Here is a 21,540-nt window from a genome sequence, read left to right as displayed (position 1 = left end):
AGGCAGATTACTCACTTAGTCCTTTGCTCAGTTGCTAATTGAAGAGGCGCGGGCGCGTGGGTTTCTCGTCGTCGCTGTCGTCGACGTCTTTCGGAGCGGGCGGGATGTGGAGCGTGCCTAGCACTTGGTCCATGTGAGCGGCGTAGGAAGCGCTGTCGTCGTGGAAAAAGATAAGCTCCGGTACCACACGAGCCGTCTTGCGAATGCGCTTGGCCAAGGCGTGGCGAATTTCCTTGGCGTTATCCTTGATGATTTCGAGGCGCTCATTCGCGTCGCCGCCCAGCAGTAGGCTGAGGTACACGCGGGCCTGACCTAGGTCGGGTGTCACTTTCACTGTGCTGATACCGGGCGCCAAACCGCCGCTGAACAGGTGCGGCAGGTCGCGCTGCAACACGGCTGCCAGCTCTTGCTGAAGCAGGCTGGCCATTTTTTGTTGTCGTTTGCTTTCCATATGACTTGCAAAGGTACGGGAGGTTTTAAGCTTAGGGTAGGCGAGGGTGGGATAGGAGAGGGCGAGTGTCGAAAATAACTGTCAGGCTTGCCATCAGACAATACCTTTGCCCCTCCCAATTAACTTGTACCCTACCAATTTTCCGGCCCTTACACTTCCTATCCTCATACCTTAAATCTATTGCTCCGCTTTTTCAAAAGCTCTTTGCCAGCGCAGCTATTGGCGCTGCTGCTACTGGTGCTGGCCCTGCGCCTGCCACTGCTGTGGCTGGGCCTGCCCCTCACGGCGGCCGAGCTGCGGGCCCTGCTGGTGGGCGAGCGGCTGCACGGCGGGGCCATGCCCTACCGCGACCTCTACGATGGTACCGCGCCGCTGGCTGCTGCTGTTTTCGCCGCGCTCGATGCCGTGCTGGCGCGCCCGGTGTGGCTCTATCGGATGGGGGCGTTGCTGCTGCTGCTGCTGCAAGCCCTGCGCCTCAATGTCGTGCTCAACCGCTACGACGTACACCCCGAACGTGGCTACACCGTGGCGCTGACCTACCTATTGGTGGGCAGCGTGAGTACCGATTTGGATGCGTTGTCGCCGCTGCTGCTGGGGCATACGTTCATCGTATTTGCCCTGAGCGCCCTGCTACCCACTTCGCGGGAGGGCTACGACAACCGTCGCCTATTCCGGGCTGGCTTCCTGATTGGGCTGGGGGCCATGTGCTACCTGCCTTTGAGCTTGTTTGTACTGGTGGGGTTGTTTGCCGTGGTCATCTTCGCGGCCAATTCCTTTCGGAGTGCGCTGCTGCTGCTGTGTGGCTTTTTCTTCCCGTATGCGCTGGTTGCTACCTTTCTGTCTTACAATGAGGCACTGCCGGAGTTTGTGCAGTTTCACCTGCAGCCCGGCCTCACCGACCTTATTGCCAGTGGCTTGCCAGCCGGCTTGCAGTTGCGTCTGCTGATAGTGCCCGTTGTGGTATTGGTTTTGGCACTGCTGCGCTCGCTGGGCACTACACTGGGGCTGGTGTTTCAGGTGAAGTTTCGGCAGCTGATGCTGGTATGGCTGGTGGTGGCCATTGCGGCGGCAGCCGTGGAGCGCGGTGCTGCGCCGGGCGTGTTGGTACTGCTGCTGCCGCCGCTGGCATATTTTAGCCTGTTTCTGTGGCAACGTTACCGCCAAAGCTGGCTACTGGAATTGCTATTACTGCTCATTATAAATGCTGTGGTGGTATTGCGCTACCGGGCGCACGTGCCGCGCCTCGAAGGCCTGTTGCGCATGCCCGCCGAAAGCCGTTTCGGCATCGAGCCCGACCCGCACTACGCCGCCCTGCGTGGCCAGACGCTCCTCATCCTCGGCCCCGATGACCGGGCGTATTTCAATAATCACCCTGCCACCCCTTACCTCGACTGGACGCTCTCTCAAGTTGACTTCGGCCACCTGAACGAGTACGCTGCCGTAGTGCGGGTAGCCCAAAAAATGGGCGTCACCCCCCCGGCTTATTTGCTCGACCAAGGCCACCATGTACCACGCCTGCAGCAGCTGCTGCCCAATATTTTCAGTGCTTACGAGCCCACCTCAACCCCCGGCCTGTACCGTCGTCGGCCTTAATATTAAATCCAACACCAAGCCTGCACGGAACGCTCCGTGGGCAAGCTGCGCAGGAAAGAAGCCAGCGGCTCCAGGTCGGTTAGCAGGGAGGTGAGCACGATGATGCGGCCATCGTGTAAATGCAGGCTCAAGTAGTCGTATCTGGCCCAGAAGGTGCGGCGTGCCCGGCATGTCACGCGGTATATTCTGGCCAGGTCACGCCGCTCGAAGGTCTGACGTTGACCGGCCTCGTACACTTCAAAGCGGTTTTCAGTAGGCTGAAAAACCAGCACGGTTTCGTGATTTAACAGCCAATAGCGCAGATGCAGCAGCACTGCCGGCCCACTAAGCGCCATCGTGAAGAGTAGGAAGCCGGCCGTCAGCCCCCACTCAAACCCGCTGACCGGACCCTCACCCATGGCCACGGCTGGTAGCACGCTGAGGCCCGCGCCCAACGCCAGCAGCGGCCAGAACAATAGCCGCATCTGCCGTGCCACGGTGGTTTGGTACACGTGGGTGCGCTTCGAAAAGAGCCCCGTCACCCAACGGGCCGCCCCAATTATTATAAACAGCACCACTGCCGCCTCCAGCAGTGGCCGTAAAAAAGTCGATTTCATAAGTAGGCGCCGCGAAAGCTATGCCTTCACCTGCACCCAAGCTTCATCTGCCTGATGAGCCCGCAGTTGGCCAAAGCTTTCCAGCGCTAGGCCGTGCTTGGTAAACACGGCCTGTACCGCCTCGTACCCGCTGGGCTCCACGCACACCAACAGCCCACCCGAAGTTTGCGGGTCGCATAGCCAGGCCCGCTGCTCGTCAGTAATCGGTCCCACCTTGTGGCCATAGCTGGCCCAGTTGCGGTTGGTACCGCCGGGCACACTGCCTTGCTTCAGGTAAGTTTCTGCCGCCTCGATAAGCGGCACTTTGTCGAAATTAATTTCCGCCGTGAGGCCACTGCCTTCGCACACTTCGGCCAAGTGCCCCAGCAGGCCAAATCCCGTCACATCCGTTAGGGCCGTCACGGCTTCCAGCTTGCTCAGCTCTGCGCCAATTTTATTGAGCTGCATCATCTGGGCGGGCGCAATGGCCGCGTCCTCATCCCGCAAAATGCCCTTCTTCTGCGCCGTGGTCAGGATGCCCACGCCTAGTGGCTTGGTCAGAAACAACTCCGAGCCCGCTGTGGCCGTGTCGTTCTGCTTCAAGTCCACAATATTCACCATGCCCGTCACGGCCAGCCCAAAAATGGGCTCCGGCGAGTCGATGCTGTGGCCGCCGGCCAGCGGAATGCCTGCTTCGGCGCAGATGCTGCGAGCGCCTTCCAGCACGCGGCGGGCCACTTCGGGCGGCAGCTTATCCACGGGCCAGCCCAGTACGGCAATGGCCAGCAGCGGGCGCCCGCCCATGGCATACACATCAGAAATCGCATTGGCCGACGCAATGCGGCCGAAATCGTACGCATCGTCCACGATGGGCATGAAGAAGTCGGTGGTTGAAATCACCGCCTGGCCCCCGCCAATGTCGTACACCGCTGCGTCGTCGCGGCTGGCATTGCCTACCAGCAGCTTCTCGTGCTGCGGCTGCGCAATACTGGTGTGCAGCATCTGGTCGAGTACAGCCGGCGCTATCTTACAGCCGCAGCCCGCGCCGTGGCTGTATTGGGTGAGCTTGTATTCCATATAGTTAAATCTCAGGCAAGGTGCAAAAGTGAGCTGTCTGATGCCGCATATCAGCTGATACGAGTACCCCAGAAGCCATACTTCGGCCCGGCAGAACAAGCCGTTCAATGCGAGCCGAAGCATCGCTTCTGGGGTTTTCGAACCTAGTCTTACTTAACGGCCACCGGCAGCTCCACGTTTTCCCAGCGCAGCACTAGGCCAGTGGGTGTCACCTCGTACGCCAGTCGCTCGGTTACCGCTGCCGTTTTGCGGGGCGTCACCATCACGCGTAGCGCGTCCTGCTTCTCGTCGTATTTAAAAGCTCCCCACTGCTTGGGCTCTTTGTTAAAAATGACCGTCCATTGGCCGGTTTCAGCCGGAATCACAAAGAAGCCGTACTTGCCGGCTGGCAGCGGCTTGCCTTCTACCGTTACGGCTTTGCTGAATTCCACTGTGGTGGCCTCGTTGGCCCCGGCGCGCCACACTTTGCCGTATTGCTCCAGCCCACCGAAAATCTTGCGACCTTTCACACCCGGGCTGCTGTAGTTAATGGTTACATCGGTAGCACCAATCTTGCCGGTGGCTGTGGCGGCCGGGCTGGGCTTGGGGGCGTCCTTGGCTGGGGCCGGCATGGTAGCGGGCATTGTTTGCGCGTGGGCGGCAGCACCAGTCAGCGCCAGCGCGAAGCCAAAAGCGGCAGTACGAAAATTCAGAAATGATTTCATGGGAATTAAAAGCTGAAAATGAAGATAAATAAAGGCCATGAGTATCGGCGGCTGAGTCGCAAACCCGACGGTAGCGGCTGAGGTTTGCTAAAGACGCTGATTACCGCTGGAGTTGCAGCCCTTCCCAAGCGGCTTGGATGCACTCATCTTGCATTCCGCAGTCGAATGTCGTATCTTTGCCCCGAAGTTGGTATTCAATCTGATAAAGAGGGGACGCGCAGTCCCCTCTTTTTTTGCCCGCTTGTTTCAAATCCTATGCACTTCGACCGCAACCTACTGCTGGAAATGCTCCAGGACGCCATCAGCGACCAGGAGTTGTTCATCGTGGGCCTCACCGTTTCCGATTCGGTAATGCCGAAGGTAACCGTGACCCTCGATGGCCCTGAAGGCCTGCCCATTCAGACCTGCGCCATCGTCAGCCGCCGCCTAGCGCGCCGCATCGACGAGCACTACGGCGAAGACTCGGCCTACTCGCTGGAAGTCACCAGCCCCGGTGCCGACCAACCCCTCACCGACCCGCGCCAGTATCCGCGCCACATCGGCCGCTCCCTGGCGCTGAAGCTGGCCGACGGCACCGAGAAAACCGGTACCCTTACCGCTGCCACACCTGACGGCGTAGAAATCGAAGAAATTATTAAACAAAAGACCAAGAAAACCATCCTGCCAGCTGCCTTCTATTCCTTCGGGGACATTCAGGAGGCCAAGGTTGTTATCTCCTTTAAATGAGCCGTTAGCTAACAGCGATTTGCTGTTAGCTAAACGTTCAGTATTGATTCAAAAAAAGCTAAAAGCCAGCAGCTAAAAGCTAACAGCTCAAAAAATGAACAGCCACGAACTCATTGAATCCTTCGGCGAATTTGCCCGGAGCAAAAACATCGACCGGCCCACGATGATGAGCATCTTGGACGACGTGTTCCGCACCATGATTCGGAAGAAGTACGACCAGGACGAAAACTTCGACGTCATCATCAACCCCGATAACGGCGACTTGGAAATCTGGCGCAATCGCGAAATTGTGGATGATAACTCGGAGGATATCTGGGACCACGACAAAATTCCGCTGGCCGAAGCGCAGAAAATCGAGCCCGACTTTGAAGTAGGCGAATCCGTTGCCGAAGGCGTAAAGCTGGAGGATTTCGGCCGCCGCGCCGTGCTTATGGCCCGCCAAACGCTGATTCAGCGCGTAAAAGACTTGGAGCGCGACAACCTGTACCAGAAATATAAGGACCAGGTGGGCGAAATCGTGACCGGTGAAGTCTACCAGGTGTGGAGCCGCGAGGCCCTCATCATGGACAAGGATGACAATGAACTGGTGATGCCGAAAGGCGAGCAAATCCCCAAGGACCGTTTCCGCAAAGGCGATACCGTGCGCGCCGTGGTGCATCGCGTGGAGGTGATTAATGGCACGCCGAAAATCATCCTGTCCCGCGCCGCACCTGCTTTCCTCGAACGTTTATTCGAGTTAGAAGTGCCTGAGATTTACGACGGACTCATCGTTATCAAAAACGTGGTGCGTGAGCCCGGCGAGCGCGCCAAAGTAGCCGTAGAAAGCTATGATGAGCGCATTGACCCCGTAGGTGCCTGCGTAGGCATGAAGGGCAGCCGCATCCACCCAGTGGTGCGCGAGCTGGAAAACGAGAACATCGACATCATCAATTACACCGATAACCTGGAACTCTATATTGCGCGGGCACTATCGCCGGCCAAAGTGGGTTCTATGAAGATAAACCAGGAAAACGGCCGGGTATCCGTATTCATGAAACCCGACCAGGTAAGCCTGGCCATTGGCCGTGGCGGTGCCAATATCAAACTGGCTAGCCGATTGGTCGGCATGGAAATCGACGTATTCCGCGAAGCCACCGACTACGAGGAAGACATCTCCTTGGACGAGTTCCAGGACGAAATCGAACCTTGGGTACTGGCCGAGCTCAAGAAAATTGGCCTTGATACCGGGCGCGCCGTACTGGCTGTGAAGAAAGACGACATCGTGCGCCGCACGGAGCTCGAAGAAGAAATGGTGGATGATGTGTACCGCATTATCCGTCAGGAATTTGCCGACGACGAAGACTTGGACGAGAATACGCTGGAAGTGGCTAAAAACCGCGTTGCAGCTGGCAAAAACACCAATGAAGAAGCAGCAGTAACGCACGCTTCTGCCACGGCTACGGCGGCTGAGCACACGGTGCTAGCCTCCGAAAGTGAGGCAACAACTGAGGACGCGGGCGACAGCTCTCCCGCCGAGCCAGCCCAATGACGGCCGCGCGGCCGGTACGGCAAGGGTAATAAATCGTGCCAGCAGGTGCGGTTTGCGCCCTGCTGGCAAGATTTAATGTAATACCTTTGCAATTAGAAGCGTATCGTACGCGAGAAAAGATAGAATGGCGGAAGCAACCCCGAAACGGCTACAACAGGCGGCCAAAGACCTGAACATTGGTATGGACAGGGTGGTCGAGGCCCTGGCCAAAAAAGGCATACAAGTAGAGAACAAGCCTACCACCAAACTGACTGGTGAGCAAGTTGCTTCACTTGAGAAAGAATTTGCTGCGTCTGCCCACGACCGGCAGGAAGCCCAGAAAGTCATTCAGGCCAAGCGCCAGAGCGACCTCGACGCGGCCCCCAAGCCCACTGCTCCGGCCCCCCGGCCCGTGCAGGCGGCGCCTGTGCCCGCTCCGAAGCCAGCTGCTGTTCCAGTAGCAGAAGTGCCTGCGCCAGCTACTCCTGTAGCTCCGCCGGCTACTCCTGTTGCTGCCCCGGCTCCTCCCGTAGCGCCTATAGCTGTTCCGACACCTGTTGTCGAAGCACCCAGCGTGCCCGGACTGAAGGTGTTAGGCAAAATTGAGCTTGATAGCAGGGGGCGCGTTGTTCCGCCTCGCCCGGCTACTCCAACTCCAGCGCCTGTTGTGGCTGCTCCAGTAGTTACGCCTGCTCCTACCCCTACTCCTGCGCCGGTTGCTCCTAAAGTGGAAGCACCTGCTGCGCCAACTCCGCCTCCGGCTAAAGTTGAGGTTCCAGCACCGGTTGTTGCAACTCCCGTTGCGCCGCCCGTAGCCAAAGCCGAACCCACGCCAGCACCGGTTGCCCCAGCAACGCCAACTCCAGTTGCCCCTGCGGCTCCGGTGGTGGCGGCTGCAGTTACGCCTGCTCCGGTTGCTGCTGCTCCGGCCGAAACGCCAGCACCGGCTGAAGACACCAGCACCATTGTGGCCAAATCGGACACGTTGAAGGGGCTCACGGTACTGGGCAAGATTGACTTGTCAGCTATTAATAACGACCGGCGTGGCCCGGGCGGCCGTGGCCCCCGTCCCATTGCATCGTCGGATGTTAGCAAGCGCGGGCTACCCGCTGGCCCCGGTCAGAAAAAGCGTACCCGTCTGCCTGGCCCTCCCGGCAGCACTACGTCGCCACCCAATCCCGGCTATCAGGGCAACCGCCCGGCTGGCAGTGGACAAGGCGGCCAAGGTGGTGGCTATCAGGGTAACCGCCCTGCGGGTGGCGGCCAGGGTAACCGCCCCGGTGGCGGTGGCCAAGGCAACCGTCCCGGCCAGTCGGCACCCAAGCCAAATGCACCCGCTCTCACGCCCGAACAGGCTGAAAAGCAGATTCAGGAGCAGATTAAGGCCACGCTGGCCAAGCTCGGTGGCAACAAAGCCACCGGCCAGGCCAACCGCGCCAAATATCGCCGCGACAAGCGGAGCATGCTGGCGGAGGACCGCGAAGCGCTACGTGCACAGAACGAGCTCGATGCCAAAACGCTCAAACTCACCGAATTCATTTCGGCCAATGACCTGGCTTCGCTGATGGATGTGAACGTGAACGAGGTAATCAAGGTGTGTTTAGGCATGGGCATGTTCGTGTCCATCAACCAGCGTCTTGATGCCGAGGCTATCACGGTAATTGCTGATGAATTCGGCTTTGACGTTGAATTCCTGTCGGCTGAAGAGGAAGAAATTGATGTGGATGCTGGTGACGCCGAAGAAGACCTGCGCCCCCGTGCTCCCATCGTGACCATCATGGGCCACGTCGACCACGGCAAAACTTCGCTGCTTGACTACATCCGCGACGCGAGTGTGGCCAAAGGCGAGGCCGGCGGTATCACGCAGCACATCGGTGCCTACGAGGTGAAAACCAAGTCGGGCCAGCCCATTACATTCCTTGATACGCCTGGTCACGAAGCCTTTACGGCCATGCGTGCCCGTGGTGCCAAGGTGACAGACATTGCCATCATCGTGGTAGCAGCCGACGACTCGGTGATGCCGCAGACGAAGGAAGCCATCAACCACGCGCAAGCGGCTGGGGTACCGATTATAATCGCCCTCAACAAGATTGACAAGCCTGCTGCCAACCCCGAAAAAATCCGCGAGGAGCTTTCTCAGATTAACATTCTGGTGGAAGAGTGGGGTGGTAAATACCAAAGCCAAGAGGTTTCGGCCAAATCAGGCATCGGAATTGAAGACCTGCTGGAAAAGGTGTTGCTGGAGGCCGAATTGCTCGACCTGAAAGCCAATCCCGACCGCAACGCCATCGGGACCGTTATCGAGGCCTCGCTGGACAAAGGCCGCGGCTACGTGACGACCGTGCTGGTACAAACCGGCACGCTGAACGTAGGTGATGTAATTCTGGCCGGTCCGCACTTTGGGCGCGTGAAGGCCATGACGGACCACCGCGGTAAGAAAATGAAGACCGCACCACCCGCTACCCCGGTGCAGGTGCTTGGTCTGACCGGTGCGCCACAGGCCGGCGACCGCCTTCAAGTGATGGAGACGGAGCGTGAAGCCCGTGAGATTGCCACTCAGCGTCTGCAGTTGGCCCGCGAGCAAACCATCCGGACCAAGAAGCACATCACGCTGGACGAAATCGGTCGCCGCTTGGCTATCGGCTCGTTTAAGGAGCTCAACATCTTGGTGAAGGGCGATGTGGACGGCTCGGTAGAAGCTCTTTCTGACTCGTTGTTGAAACTAAGCACGCCGGAAGTGAAGGTAAACATCCTCTCAAAAGGGGTGGGTGCCATTTCGGAAAGCGATGTGCTGCTGGCTTCCGCCTCCGACGCCATCATCATCGGCTTCCAGGTACGGCCCTCGCAGAGTGCCCGGAAACTGGCCGAAAACGAGCAGATTGACATTCGTTTGTACAGCATCATCTATAATGCTATCAACGAGGTGAAGGATGCCATGGAAGGCATGCTGGCCCCGACGGTGCAGGAAGTAGTGGTGGCCAATGCCGAGGTTCGTCAAGTATTCAACATCACCAAAGTCGGCACCATTGCCGGCTGTATGATGACGGAAGGTACCATGACGCGCAAGACCAAGGTACGGGTAGTGCGCAACGGTATCGTACTGTACACTGGTGATATTCAGGACCTCAAGCGCTTCAAAGACGATGTGAGTGAGGTGCGCCAAGGCTACGAATGCGGTATTTCCATCAAAGGCTTTAATGAGTTGCAGGAAGGCGACAACATTGAAGGCTTCGAAGAAAAAGAAATTAAGCGGACACTGTAAGCAACATCAGTTGTCGAAAAACAAAAGTGGCGCAGGCTTCGATTTCCGAAGTTTGCGCCACTTTTGTTTTTCGACCTGAAATAAACAACAATGGGAAAAGCTACCGACGCCAATGAAGGACAAACCTATTCGATACAACTTCGCTTGCGCCGGGTGACGTACGAGGATGCTTATGTGTCAGTAATTCTGAATGACAAGGTGATGCAGGTGCAGGAAGATGGTACCAGCAAGATTGATTTTGAGAAATTTTTGGCCGAGGCCATACGCGTCAGCACTACGCCTAATGTGGATTGGCAAGTAGAAAGCAGCCAGACTGAGGCGCACCCATTACAGGCTGTGCGCCCCGATGACCGTAGAGTAATTGACAGCTTTTACTTTCCGGATGACCAATAAAAAAGCCTCCAGTTCCTGAAGAACCGGAGGCTAATAAAGAATCCAAGCTTAATGGCTAGCTAGAAAAGAAGGAATTTATTCTTGCTCTTATGCTTGTGAACCAGGGGTTTGCCAGCTGGATTTGAGCCGCCGATTGGATGGCTCTGGCCGCGTTTGCCTTCCAGGAAACCGGCCTTGGCCTTGTACTTCTTTACCACAAAGCCGTTGCCACTACGGCCGGAGTCGAACTGCCGCTCAGGGCCACCGTTGCCGCCGAAGCTGGTGTTGCCGGTGCGGGCTTCGAGCAGTTCCATCTGCTGGTCGCGCTTTAGTTCTTCGGGCGTCATGGCGGCGCGGCGCTGGTTACGGGCCAGTTCCTGAGCGTTGGTAGCGGAAGTGCGGCGGGCGCCCTCTTCGCTGGTGCCCTGGCCGGGCGTGGGGAAAGCGGGGCCGGTTTGGGCGTGAGCTGCCGAAACCGAACTCAGACTCAGACCGCCCAAAAGCGCGGCAAAAAGCAACATTTTCATATCAGCGAAATGGGGGTGGAGTGGGGAGGAGTTGCGACCTAACGGATGAGAAGGGTGGGTGGTTCATCAGCGACAGGTAAATTTCTGCCGTTTACGATTAGGTCGCCCCTAAGTTCGCAACTTATTTTGAATCGAGCAATTAACCGAGGTGAATAAAATGAGTGCTTGAAGCAAAAAATGCAAAAACCGCTGCTCACAACACGGTGAACAGCGGTTTTTTCACGCTAAAAGAAAACGCGAAGTCTAGACGCGACTGGCGCGTAGGGCGTCCCGAATTTCAGCTAACAACACTTGTTCCTTGGTAGCTACGGGCTCAGAGGCTACTACAACAGGAGCAGACTTTTTGAAGCGGTTGGCTGCCTTCACTACCCAGAAAATGACGAAGGCGATGATGAGAAAGTATATAATAGCGTTAATGAAATTGCCGTAGGCAATGGTAGCTGCTTTCGCATCTTGGGCTGCCTTAAGATTGTCATAGTGCTTGCCATCAAGAGTGAAAAACTTCTCATTGAAGTTAATGCCCCTCGTGAACACGCTTAGGATGGGCATAATGATGTCGTCGGTGAGCGAGGTCACAATTTTGCCGAAAGCGCCGCCAATGATAACGCCGACTGCAAGGTCGAGTACGTTGCCTTTAGAGATGAACTCTTTGAATTCGGAAACAAATCCCATATTAATAAGGTGTTAAAAGTGAAGAAAGTTGAGCAATCAGCAAACGTAAGATATTAAAAAAAATACTTTCGCGGATACATGCCGCAAAGGTGCGCGGGTATGCTAAATGTTACCGGGTGGTTTCGGTGGGCCAAAGCGGCTGGGCGCCGAACTACGTTGCCAACACGTCCGGCTGCTGTGAGCCTTATCTTTGACGGGCCCAATTCAATCCATTCTTCCTGCGCCTTTATGTCGACATCTTTCGAAAACTTGCTTTACGCTTTGGATGCTGCCAGCGGCATCCTCACCATTACCATCAATCGACCTACCAAGCTGAATGCGCTAAACGCAGCTACCATCGCCGACATTGATGCGGCAGTGCAGCAGGCGCTGGCAGATGCTGCCGTACGCGGCATTATTATCACGGGGAGTGGGGAGAAAGCTTTTGTGGCTGGGGCTGATATTGCCGAACTGGCGGCGCTCACGCCTGAACTGGGCGGCCGGGCTGCTGTGGCTGGACAGGAAGCGTTTGCTCGCATCGAAGCCAGCCCCAAGCCAATAGTAGCGGCCGTGAATGGCTTTGCGTTGGGTGGAGGCTGCGAGCTGGCCATGGCCTGCCACATGCGCATTGCGTCGGACAATGCCCGCTTTGGCCAACCTGAGGTGAACCTGGGCCTGCCCCCCGGTTACGGCGGCACCCAGCGTCTGCCCCAGCTTATCGGCAAAGGCAAGGCCATTGAGTTGCTGCTGACAGCCGATATGATAAAGGCTGATGAGGCCCTGCGTCTGGGCCTAGTGAACCATGTAGTACCCCAAGCCGAACTGCTAGCCTTCGCTACGCAACTACTGACCAAGATTCTGACCAAGGCGCCGCTGGCTGTGGCACTGGTGCTGGATTGTGTGAATGCGCACTACGCTAAAGGTCGGAACGGCTACGAAGCCGAAGCCCAAGCTTTCGAACAGGCTTTCGAGAGCGAGGATTTTAAGGAAGGCACCACGGCATTTGTGGAGAAGCGCCCAGCGGTTTTCACGGGGAAATAGCCTTCTTTCTAGTGAAGAATGGGGAAGGAGGAGTGAAGAATGGCTAATAGGGGCCCCTTCGATTCCTCATTCCTCATCCTTCATTATTCATTACTCAAAGAATGAGTGTAGTTAAAGGATTAGCGTCGCAGACGGCCGTGTACGGCGTGAGCAGTATTGTGGGCCGGGTGCTCACGTATTTGCTCGTACCAATTTATACGGGCGCCTTTTCGGCGGCTGAGTACGGTATTGTGACGGGGCTGTACGCCTATGTGTCGTTCCTGAACGTGGTGTTTACCTACGGCATGGAAACGACGTACTTTCGCTTCGCTAATCGGCCCGGTACTGACCGGCGGGACCTGTACGACCGGACGCTGAGCTTGCTGCTGGTGAGTACCATAGTACTCACGGCGGCGCTGGCCCTGCTGGCACGGCCGCTGCTGGGGCTGTTGGATATTCCGCCGGGCCACGAGCGGTATGCCGTGTGGGTGGCTCTGATTCTGGGGTTGGATGCGTTAACGGCCATACCATTTGCTCGACTGCGGCTGCTGAATAAGGCACGCAAATTTGCTGGTATCAAGCTGGCTGGCATTCTGGCCAATGTGGTGTTGAACCTGTTTTTTATCGTGTTGTGCCCAGCGGTGATGAGCGGCAAGTGGCTGCCAGCCCTGCAGCCGCTGGTGGCGCGGGTATATGACCCCACGGTTGGCGTAGGCTACATCTTTCTATCAAACCTGTTTGCCAGTGGCCTTACGCTGCTGCTACTGGGCCGGGAATTGCTGGACTTTCGCTTTCGCCTGAATCTGGCCTTTCTGAAGCCATTGCTGAGCTACGCATACCCGCTGATGCTGATGGGACTGGCTGGCATGGTGAACGAAACGCTGGACCGTATTCTGCTGCCCAAGTGGCTGCCGGAAGGCTTTTATCCAGGGCAGAGCAGCCTTACGGCGGTGGGCATTTACGGGGCCTGCTACAAGCTGAGCATCCTGATGTCGCTCGTAATTCAGGCGTTCCGCTACGCAGCCGAACCATTCTTCTTTGCCCAAAGCACGGATAAGAATTCGCCCGCCACATTTGCTATGATTCTGAAGTGGTTTACGCTGTGTTGTGCCGTGATTTTCGTGGGGGTAAGCCTGAATGTGGAGGACATCGGGCCGCTGTTTCTGCGGCGGCCGGAGTACCTGCAAGGGCTGGCCGTGGTGCCGGTGCTGCTGCTGGCCAACCTGTTTCTGGGGGTATACTACAACCTGTCGGTGTGGTTTAAACTCACTGATAAGACGTACTACGGCACCTATATTGGGGCGGGGGGGGCCGTGCTCACCATCGTGCTCAACTTCCTGCTGATTCCGGTGCTGGGATACATGGGCTCGGCGCTGGCTACGCTGGTGTGTTATTTCAGCATGGCCATTCTGTGCTGGCGGCTGGGCGAGCGGCACTTTCCGGTGCCGTATCCGGCGCTGCGGCTGGGGCTGTGGCTGGCGTTTGCTACGCTGCTGGTGGCGCTGGGCTGGGGCGTAGAAGTAACCGGATTCTGGGTGCGCCACGCTTGGCACGCGGGGCTGACGGTGGCGTTTCTGGCGGCTCTTTATTGGATAGAGCGTCCCCGGCCAGCAACTCGCCCTACGTAGCTTGCGCGGCAAGAAAACGTCAATCATCCGGTTTACTGTAATCACCGATATTTATGCCTGTTCGGGAACTGGTCCTACTTACCCTGAGCGGCATGTTGCTGGTGCTGAGTGGTTGGCGCTACCGGCGGGGCCAACTGCCGCAGGCTGTGGTGGTTTTGATGGCGGCTGCGCTGGCCTTGCGCCTCGGCATAGCGGGCCTCAACCCTTTCCTGCATGACTGGGACGAGCGGTTCCATGCGCTGGTGGCCAAAAACCTGCTGACCGATTGGACCCGACCCGTGCTGCGTGCTACGCCTGTGCTGGTCTACGACTACCGCCACTGGTGCTGCAACTCGCTGTGGCTGCACAAGCCGCCGCTGTTTTTGTGGCAGATAGCCGGGAGCTTCTGGTTGTTCGGCGTGAATGAATTGGCGCTACGGCTGCCCAGCGCTGTGATGGGAGCGTTGGTCATCTGGCCGATATACCGGCTGGGGTGCCTCGTCTTTAGCCCGGCGGTGGGCTACTACGCCGGCCTGCTGTTTGCGCTGGCCTACTATCCGCTGGAGCTTACCAGCGGCTGGCAAAGCGTGGACCACGCCGACGTCGCCTTTTTAAGCTACGTGACTGGCAGTCTGTGGGCCTACTACGAATACCGGCAGGCGGCCGCCCACCCGTGGCGCTGGGCCCTGCTAACGGGACTGCTGGCCGGCGCGGCCGTGCTTTGCAAGTGGCTGCCGGGCCTGGTGGTGTACGCCGCCTGGGGAGTTGATATAATAGTGTGTACCGTCCGCCGTAGGCAAGGGCCACAATATGCCCAATTGCTGGCCGCCGCGGCGGTGACGCTGGCGGTGGTCCTACCCTGGCAACTCTACATTCACCACCGGTTCCCGCTGGAAAGCGCTTTCGAGCAGGAATACGCGGCGCGGCACTTTGGCGAGGTGCTGGAAGATAAAAGTGGGCCGTGGTATTTCTACCTGACCAATTTGTGGTACCAGTATCAGTGGATGGTGCTACTGATTGCGGGTGGACTGGGGCTGTTGTTCACCCCGGCGATTTGGCAGCGGCCGTTGCGCCCGTTGCTGATAGCCGCTGGCGCAATATTCGGCTTTTTCTCGCTGGCGGCTACCAAAATGGTGTCCTACACCTATGTCGTCGCGCCCATCCTCTTGCTGCTGGCGGCATTGGCCTGGACAGAAGCCGCGCAGTGGCTGAAGCGCAGCAGCCGGGCGTGGCACCTGAGCGGCGCATTACTGGCAGCGCTGGTGCTGTACCTCAATTTACGGCCCACTTCCTTGCTCAAACACCACACCGCTTACACCACTCCAGCGCTGCAAAAAGACCGGCAGCGCAAGCTCCAGCACACGGCCGTATATCGGCAGCTCGATGCCTTGGTGCCGGCGGGCTACCTGGTTCTCAATGCCCCGCCGTTTGAAGACATTGAAGCCATGTTTTATTCGCAGCGCAACGTGTATTGGGAACGGCCTAATGAGCCGGAATACCGCGAACTACGGGGCCAGGGCATCCGGGTAGCCGTCCTCACCGGGCCGGGCACGGCGGCGCTGCCCGCGTATTTGCAAGGGCCAGAGGTGCTGGTGGTGCCAGTGCCGCTAGATTAAGCAACCCCTGCTGCGGGCAGCCCGCCACAAAAAAATCCCACGCCAACGGCGCGGGGTTTCTCCCGGCAAACAAGGGCCGCTTATAGTTGGGTCCGGCGGGCCACCACGGCGGCGCGGCTGGCTTCGAGGCTGGTGCGGCGGCTCTGGGCCTCGTCCACGTCCACTTCGCGCAGCACCAGGTACACGGGGCCCCGGTCCTGCTGGCGGAAGGTGAGCTTTTTCTGCTCGTACTGGGCATCGGTTGTACGCTTCCCCGTTCGGTAAGCCATTGATGAGCAGAAGTTAAGCTGCTTGTTTAAAATTAGAGTGGGGTCCTAAAATGCAAGGCCTGGTGGGGCCGTTGGGTGTTGTAGTCGAGCATCCACTCGTCCACCAGTTGGCGCACATGGGCCAGCGGGCAAAACAGGTGAGCGTCGAGCAGCTCGCACCGAAACGAGCCATTGAAGCGTTCGATATAGGCGTTTTGCATCGGCTTGCCCGGCTGAATCCGGTGCAAGGCAATGCCCTGCTGTTCACACCACTCACTCAACTTGGCGCTGCTAAATTCAGGGCCGTTGTCCGTGCGCAGCTGTGCGGGGCACCCATGGCACTCGACGATGCGCGTCAGCACCTGCACGACCCGGGCGGCGGGCAAGGAGAAGTCGATTTCGACGCCCAGCAACTCGCGGTTGTAATCGTCGAGTACGTTCAGGGGCCGGAACCGACGGCCATCGGTCAGCACGTCGCTGGTAAAGTCGAGCGACCAGCACATGTTGACCGGCGCAGGCACTGTTAAGGGCTGCTTCACGCGGGCGGGCACGCGCTTTTTCAGGCGCCGAGGCAGATTCAACACCAGTGCTCGATAGATGCCTAACGTGCGTTTGTGGGTGATGACCAGTCCGTTTTTGCGCAAGCGGTGATGCAATTTCCAAAAGCCCCAGCCGGGGTGCCGCCCACTTAACGCCCACAGGGCCTCCTGCACGGGTTCGTCATTGCGCCCGTGCGCCACCGGGTGGTAACTACTGCGGGCAAGCCCGACTAGGGCACACGCCCGCCGCTGGCTCCAGCCTTTGCTCACCAAGCCCTGCGCTGCCTGACGTCGCGCCGCAGAGCTACTTGCTTTTTTCGCAGTATCTCCTTGATGGCCTGGTGCTCCAAGCTGAGGTCAGCGAACAGCTGCTTGAGCTTGCGATTCTCCTCTTCCAAGTGCTTGAGCCGGGTGAACTCCGCCACGCTGGCCCCGGCGTATTTGCTTTTCCAGGCCTAAAATGTGGCCTCGCTCAAGCCGTGCTCGCGCACAAGCTGAGCCACCGTCTGCCCGCTGGCTTGCTGTTGTAGAATTGCCACAATTTGGGCCTCGCTGAATCGTCCTTTTTTCATTTCTTAGTCGTCAGGTAGTGAAAGTTACGCCTTTCTCTACTCTCAACTGGCACTCGATTTAGGGAAGCGTACAGTCGCACCTTTCAACTCTGCTAATAATGCGACGAATATCTTTGCCCGCCATCCCCGCGCAACTCATGCACATCCCTGTTATCAATCACTCCGGGCATCCGCTGCCCGAATACCAGACGCCCCACGCCGCCGGCCTCGACTTACGCGCCCATCTGCCGCAAGGCCCCTTGACGCTCCGGCCGCTGGAGCGCCAGCTTATTCCCACGGGCCTGAGCCTGGAAATTCCAGTGGGGTACGAGGCCCAGGTACGGCCCCGCAGTGGCCTGGCTGTGAAGCACGGCATTGGCATTGTGAACAGTCCGGGAACGATTGATGCCGACTACCGGGGCGAAATTCGAGTGTTGTTGGTGAATTTGTCGAACGAGGATTTCGTAGTAAGCGATGGCGAACGTATTGCCCAACTGGTAGTTGCCAAACACGAGACCATCGTCTGGCAGCCCGCCGAAGCCCTGAGCGCAACCCAACGCGGGGCGGGCGGGTATGGAAGTACAGGAAAAAGCTAATATCCGGTAAGCGGTTGTTCATGGTCAGGCCCTAGCTTCGGGTCGCCAAATAACTGCTCGGGCGGCGCTGATGGCGTCCTTCAAAATTCTACAAAACTGACTTCTAATACCTGACCCTTACTTAACACATGAAAATCATCGTTCCGATGGCCGGCATGGGCAAGCGCATGCGCCCCCACACCCTCACCGTTCCCAAGCCCCTTATTCCCATTGCCGGCAAACCCATCGTGCAGCGCCTTGTGGAAGACATTGCCAAGGTCTGCGGCGAAGCGGTGGACGAAGTGGCCTTTATCATTGGCCGCTTCGGAACTGAGGTGGAAAAAAGCCTCGTGAAAATTGCCGAGTCGGTGGGAGCTAAGGGCACTATTGTGTACCAGGACGAGCCGCTGGGCACAGCCCACGCCATTTTGTGTGCTAAAGACAGCCTGACCGGCCCGCTGGTAGTTGCTTTTGCTGATACGCTATTTAAAGCCGATTTCACCCTGGATTCCAGCGTGCCTGGCACCATCTGGGTGCAGAAAGTAGACGACCCCAAGCCTTTTGGGGTGGTAAAGCTGAACGAGCAGGGCCAGATAACCGAGTTTGTGGAAAAACCGCAGGAGTTTGTGTCGGACCTGGCCATCATCGGCATCTACTACTTCCAGGACGGCGAGTACCTGCGCAGCGAGCTGCAATACCTGCTCGACAACGACATCAAGGACAAAGGCGAGTACCAGCTCACCAACGCCCTCGAAAACATGAAAAACAAAGGCACCGTGTTCGTGCCCGGCCGCGTGACCGAATGGCTCGACTGCGGCAATAAGGACGCCACTGTATTTACCAACCAGCGCTATTTGGAATACCTCAAGGAGCGCGGCGAGTCGCTGGTACACGAGTCGGCCAAAATCACTAACTCCGTTATTATCGAGCCAGTTTACGTGGGCGAAGGCGCTATCATTACCGATTCGGTGGTGGGGCCGCACGTTTCTGTGGGCACCCAATCTAACGTGCGCGACTCGCGCCTGTCGAATTCCATTGTGCAACAGTCGGCTACCGTGCTGAATGTTGTGGTCACTAACTCAATGATTGGTAACTTCGCCAGTGTGGTGGGCACGCCCGACGACCTGAGTCTTGGCGATTATAACCAGCTGCGCGTGTGACATTTTAGCGCGGAAATGCGTTACCAGGGACGCGGCCTTCTTACGGGGGCCGCGTCTTTGGCTATTATTACCCGTAATTTCGTGGGCCGGGCCAGGAGTCCGGCCTTGTTGTATATGCGTCAAATTGCTCTGAATCTGCTGTTTTGGGTGGGAGTGGTGGCCACGGCTGCGGCCCAGGTCCCTGAGGGCACCACCGCGCCCCCTGCCAAGCTGAGCCGCAAGGAACAGCGCGCCCTGGAAAAAGAGCAGCGTGAGCTGGACAAAAAACTAGCTGAAGCCCGCGCCAAGCGCGCCGCTGCGCCCCCCCTCACCGAGCGCGACAAGGAGATGAGCGAAGCGCTGTTTGTGGACGGCGTGAAATATGTGCTGCTCGAAGACTACCCCAAAGGGTTGGAGCGCTTGCTGAAAGCCTACGCCATTAACCCGGATAATGCAGCTGTTAATTACAAAATTGCGGAAGCTAACCTGCTGAGCGGCAACCTGCGCGACGCCACTAACTACGCCGAAGCCGCTACCCGGCTCGACTCTAAAAATGCTTACTACTACCTGCTGCTGGCCCAGATTCAAGCTAGCCAGAAGCAGTACGACAGTGCCACCAAAACCTACGCCACGCTCATTAAGCAGGTACCCAATTCGGGCAGCTACTTATTTAATCTGGCGGACCTTTACCTGGCTCAAAACAAGCTGCCTGAAGCCTTAGCTGCTCTCGACCAAGCTGAGAAGGAGTTTGGGCAGGTGGACGAGATTTCGTTCAAGAAGCAGCAGATTTACCTCAAGCAAAACAAGCTGGACCTGGCACTGGCCGAGGGTGAAAAGCTCATTGCGGCTAACCCCAACGAACCACGCTACGTGCTGGTACAGGCCGAGATGTACGCCAGCAACAACCGCCTGCCCGACGCCATCCGGGTGACCCAGCAGGCCCTGCGCCTCGACCCTGCCAACCCACAGGCTCACCTGATTCTGTCGGATGTGTACCGCCAGCAGAACCTGCCCGAAGAGGCGGCGCAGCAAGTCCGCCTGGCCTTCGATAGCCCGGCGCTGGACATTGATGCGCGGGTCCGCATCTTGGTGGGCTACATCAAGCAGCTACCCAGCCCCAAGGAATCGGTGAACCAAATGGCGCGGGATTTGGCCACCGCCACTGTCAAATCGTACCCCAAGGATGCCCGCTCCTACGCCGTAGCCGGTGATATCCAAACCCTGACCGACCACAAGAAAGAGGCCCGTAATACCTACCTGCAAGCCCTGCGCTTCGATAATTCCAAATATCAAATCTGGCAGCAGGTAGTGCTGATTGATGCTGAACTGAACCAGACGGATTCGCTGCTTGTCCACTCCGACCGCGCGCTGGAATTGTTTCCCAATCAGGCTTCGCTATGGTTTTACAACGGCGTGGCGCACATGCTAAAAAAGCAGCCTGCCAAGGGCGTGAAAGCCCTGGAGCACGGCCGCAAGCTGGTGGTGAACAACCCGGAGCAGCTAGGCCAGTTTGATGCGCAGCTGGGCGACGCCTACCACGAATTAAAGGAGTACGAAAAGTCCGACGCTGCTTACGAAGCGGCGTTGGTTTCGGACCCGAATAATGTGCAGGTCCTGAACAATTACAGCTACTTCCTGTCGTTGCGGGGCGAAAAGCTGGACAAGGCCAAGCAGATGTCGGGCAAAGTGGTGAAGCAGTTTCCCGACAACGACACTTACCTGGATACGTACGCCTGGGTATTGTATAAGATGAAAGACTACGCCGGGGCCCGCACCACGCTGGAAAAGGCCCTGCAAACCAGCAAGGATGGCTCTGTCACGGAGCACTACGGCGACGTGCTGTACCAGCTTGGCGAGAAGGAGAAGGCCGAAGCCGAATGGCAGCGCGCGCGTAAGCTCGGCGGCACCTCAGACCTGCTGGAGCGCAAATTGAAAGACCGAAAACTCTATGAATAAAGTGACCTTGCTGCTGGCCCTGGGGCTGCTCGTTGGCAGCTGCGCCCGCAAAGCCACCCCCGCCGTTTCGAAAAGCGGGCCTGGTACCTCCACTCCGGTCGCGGAGGCTACCGTACGGGCCACCAACACCTCGTTTCTGTTTATGAACGCCAAGGGCAAGGCGCAAATCAACATGAAAGGCAATAAGCAGGGAGCCAACCTGGCCCTGCGCATGCGCCGCGACAGCGTTATCTGGGTTTCGGCCTCGCTGGTAGGCATTGAGGGCGTGCGCGCCGTGCTCACCCCTGATTCGGTGCGGGTGCTGAACCGCCTGGAAAAAACCTACTTCTCGGGCGGTTATGACTACCTAAGCAAACTGCTGAACGTGCCCGTGAGCTTTGCCCAGATGCAGGCCATTCTGCTAGGTGACTACCTGCCCGCACCAACTGGTACTGCGCCCAAAATTGCCGATGAGGAAGCTGGGCGCCAGCGCGTGAGCTACCCATTGGCCGGTGTGCTGGTGGAGCGCCTGCTGCAGCCCGGCACCGGCCGCGTGCAGCAGCTAAAAGTGAGCGACGACGCCAGCAAGCGCGACCTTACAGTGGACTACTCCGACTTCAAGCCCCTGGATGATGCCAGCGCGCTGCCGTTTGCGAATTCGGTCTTTATTCAGGCACAGCAGCCGACTGGTGTAGTCACGGCAGCCATCAACTACAGCAAAGTGAACGTGGGGCGCGAGCGGCTGGCGTTTCCGTTTGCTGTGCCGAAGGGCTACAAGCGGCAGAAGTAAGCCGCATTGGGCAGAGAGTTGGAGCGGAAGTTGGGGATTTTAGTAAGCAACTCACTGCCAACTGCTAATTTTGCC

18 protein-coding genes and 2 pseudogenes are annotated in these 21,540 nt (G+C 57.9%); 12 read left to right on the top strand and 8 right to left on the bottom strand.

Annotated elements, in window-relative coordinates:
• Window positions 1-34: 34 nt before the first annotated feature.
• Window positions 35-427: a ribosome-binding factor A gene (locus tag J4E00_RS28715; protein WP_236050337.1), complete on the bottom strand. Its 393-nt coding sequence runs from the start codon at window positions 425-427 to the stop codon at window positions 35-37.
• Between the two features lie 204 nt (window positions 428-631).
• On the opposite strand from J4E00_RS28715, the gene J4E00_RS28710 reads away from it, so the two are divergent.
• Window positions 632-2,044, top strand: coding sequence for a hypothetical protein (locus J4E00_RS28710; RefSeq protein WP_208178804.1), 1,413 nt, complete (start codon window positions 632-634; stop codon window positions 2,042-2,044).
• Window positions 2,045-2,046: 2 nt separating this feature from the next.
• Here the strand turns inward: J4E00_RS28710 and J4E00_RS28705 are convergent, their stop codons facing one another.
• The 3 genes from J4E00_RS28705 to J4E00_RS28695 form a co-directional block, all read right to left on the bottom strand.
• Complete coding sequence (locus tag J4E00_RS28705; RefSeq protein ID WP_208178803.1) at window positions 2,047-2,640, bottom strand: hypothetical protein; 594 nt, start codon at window positions 2,638-2,640, stop codon at window positions 2,047-2,049.
• A gap of 18 nt (window positions 2,641-2,658) precedes the next feature.
• On the bottom strand, window positions 2,659-3,696 hold the full coding sequence (gene selD / locus J4E00_RS28700; RefSeq protein ID WP_208178802.1) for a selenide, water dikinase SelD: 1,038 nt from the start codon (window positions 3,694-3,696) through the stop codon (window positions 2,659-2,661).
• Window positions 3,697-3,845: 149 nt separating this feature from the next.
• A complete protein-coding gene (locus J4E00_RS28695) occupies window positions 3,846-4,400 on the bottom strand; it encodes a DUF2911 domain-containing protein (RefSeq protein ID WP_208178801.1) in 555 nt (184 codons plus the stop codon).
• A 255-nt stretch (window positions 4,401-4,655) separates the two neighbouring features.
• Between J4E00_RS28695 and rimP the strand changes: the two genes are divergently transcribed.
• From rimP to J4E00_RS28675, 4 genes and pseudogenes are all read left to right on the top strand, one after another.
• On the top strand, window positions 4,656-5,126 hold the full coding sequence (gene rimP, locus J4E00_RS28690) for a ribosome maturation factor RimP (protein WP_208178800.1): 471 nt from the start codon (window positions 4,656-4,658) through the stop codon (window positions 5,124-5,126).
• 94 nt (window positions 5,127-5,220) lie between these two features.
• Window positions 5,221-6,453, top strand: a pseudogene (gene nusA / locus J4E00_RS28685) (transcription termination factor NusA); the annotation flags it as partial.
• Between the two features lie 325 nt (window positions 6,454-6,778).
• Window positions 6,779-9,895, top strand: a complete 3,117-nt coding sequence (gene infB, locus J4E00_RS28680) for a translation initiation factor IF-2 (RefSeq protein WP_208178799.1) — start codon at window positions 6,779-6,781, stop codon at window positions 9,893-9,895.
• Between the two features lie 90 nt (window positions 9,896-9,985).
• Entirely contained in the window at window positions 9,986-10,288 is a 303-nt protein-coding gene (locus J4E00_RS28675; RefSeq protein WP_208178798.1) for a hypothetical protein, read from the top strand.
• A gap of 59 nt (window positions 10,289-10,347) precedes the next feature.
• Here the strand turns inward: J4E00_RS28675 and J4E00_RS28670 are convergent, their stop codons facing one another.
• Window positions 10,348-10,794 carry a hypothetical protein gene (locus J4E00_RS28670; RefSeq protein ID WP_208178797.1) on the bottom strand — a complete coding sequence of 149 codons (447 nt, stop codon included), beginning with the start codon at window positions 10,792-10,794 and terminating at the stop codon, window positions 10,348-10,350.
• A gap of 243 nt (window positions 10,795-11,037) precedes the next feature.
• Entirely contained in the window at window positions 11,038-11,466 is a 429-nt protein-coding gene (gene mscL / locus J4E00_RS28665; RefSeq protein ID WP_208178796.1) for a large conductance mechanosensitive channel protein MscL, read from the bottom strand.
• A 228-nt stretch (window positions 11,467-11,694) separates the two neighbouring features.
• Here mscL and J4E00_RS28660 point away from each other — a divergent pair, with 228 nt between their 5' ends.
• From J4E00_RS28660 to J4E00_RS28650, 3 genes are all read left to right on the top strand, one after another.
• Window positions 11,695-12,486 carry an enoyl-CoA hydratase/isomerase family protein gene (locus tag J4E00_RS28660; protein WP_208178795.1) on the top strand — a complete coding sequence of 264 codons (792 nt, stop codon included), beginning with the start codon at window positions 11,695-11,697 and terminating at the stop codon, window positions 12,484-12,486.
• Between the two features lie 101 nt (window positions 12,487-12,587).
• Window positions 12,588-14,093 carry a lipopolysaccharide biosynthesis protein gene (locus J4E00_RS28655; RefSeq protein ID WP_208178794.1) on the top strand — a complete coding sequence of 502 codons (1,506 nt, stop codon included), beginning with the start codon at window positions 12,588-12,590 and terminating at the stop codon, window positions 14,091-14,093.
• Window positions 14,094-14,146: 53 nt separating this feature from the next.
• Window positions 14,147-15,688: an ArnT family glycosyltransferase gene (locus J4E00_RS28650; protein WP_208178793.1), complete on the top strand. Its 1,542-nt coding sequence runs from the start codon at window positions 14,147-14,149 to the stop codon at window positions 15,686-15,688.
• Between the two features lie 80 nt (window positions 15,689-15,768).
• Here J4E00_RS28650 and J4E00_RS28645 read toward each other — a convergent pair whose 3' ends face one another.
• Both J4E00_RS28645 and J4E00_RS28640 read right to left on the bottom strand, forming a co-directional pair.
• Window positions 15,769-15,957, bottom strand: coding sequence for a hypothetical protein (locus tag J4E00_RS28645; RefSeq protein ID WP_208178792.1), 189 nt, complete (start codon window positions 15,955-15,957; stop codon window positions 15,769-15,771).
• Between the two features lie 32 nt (window positions 15,958-15,989).
• Window positions 15,990-17,047: pseudogene (locus J4E00_RS28640) on the bottom strand (IS3 family transposase).
• A gap of 137 nt (window positions 17,048-17,184) precedes the next feature.
• On the opposite strand from J4E00_RS28640, the gene dut reads away from it, so the two are divergent.
• The 4 genes from dut (at window position 17,185) to J4E00_RS28615 (ending at window position 21,465) form a co-directional block, all read left to right on the top strand.
• The gene (gene dut, locus J4E00_RS28630) at window positions 17,185-17,622 is read left to right on the top strand and encodes a dUTP diphosphatase (protein WP_208178811.1); all 438 of its coding nucleotides are present in this window, start codon (window positions 17,185-17,187) and stop codon (window positions 17,620-17,622) included.
• Between the two features lie 128 nt (window positions 17,623-17,750).
• The gene (locus J4E00_RS28625) at window positions 17,751-18,761 is read left to right on the top strand and encodes a sugar phosphate nucleotidyltransferase (RefSeq protein ID WP_208178789.1); all 1,011 of its coding nucleotides are present in this window, start codon (window positions 17,751-17,753) and stop codon (window positions 18,759-18,761) included.
• A 114-nt stretch (window positions 18,762-18,875) separates the two neighbouring features.
• Window positions 18,876-20,696, top strand: a complete 1,821-nt coding sequence (locus J4E00_RS28620) for a tetratricopeptide repeat protein (RefSeq protein WP_208178788.1) — start codon at window positions 18,876-18,878, stop codon at window positions 20,694-20,696.
• A complete protein-coding gene (locus tag J4E00_RS28615; protein ID WP_208178787.1) occupies window positions 20,689-21,465 on the top strand; it encodes a DUF4292 domain-containing protein in 777 nt (258 codons plus the stop codon). Before J4E00_RS28620 ends, J4E00_RS28615 begins: the two co-directional genes overlap by 8 nt.
• Window positions 21,466-21,540: the final 75 nt, after the last annotated feature.

It is taken from the genome of Hymenobacter negativus (assembly GCF_017571495.1).
GTDB lineage: Bacteria > Bacteroidota > Bacteroidia > Cytophagales > Hymenobacteraceae > Hymenobacter > Hymenobacter negativus.
Note: the sequence above shows the minus strand (reverse complement) of the source record. Positions and strands in the feature narration are given on the sequence as shown.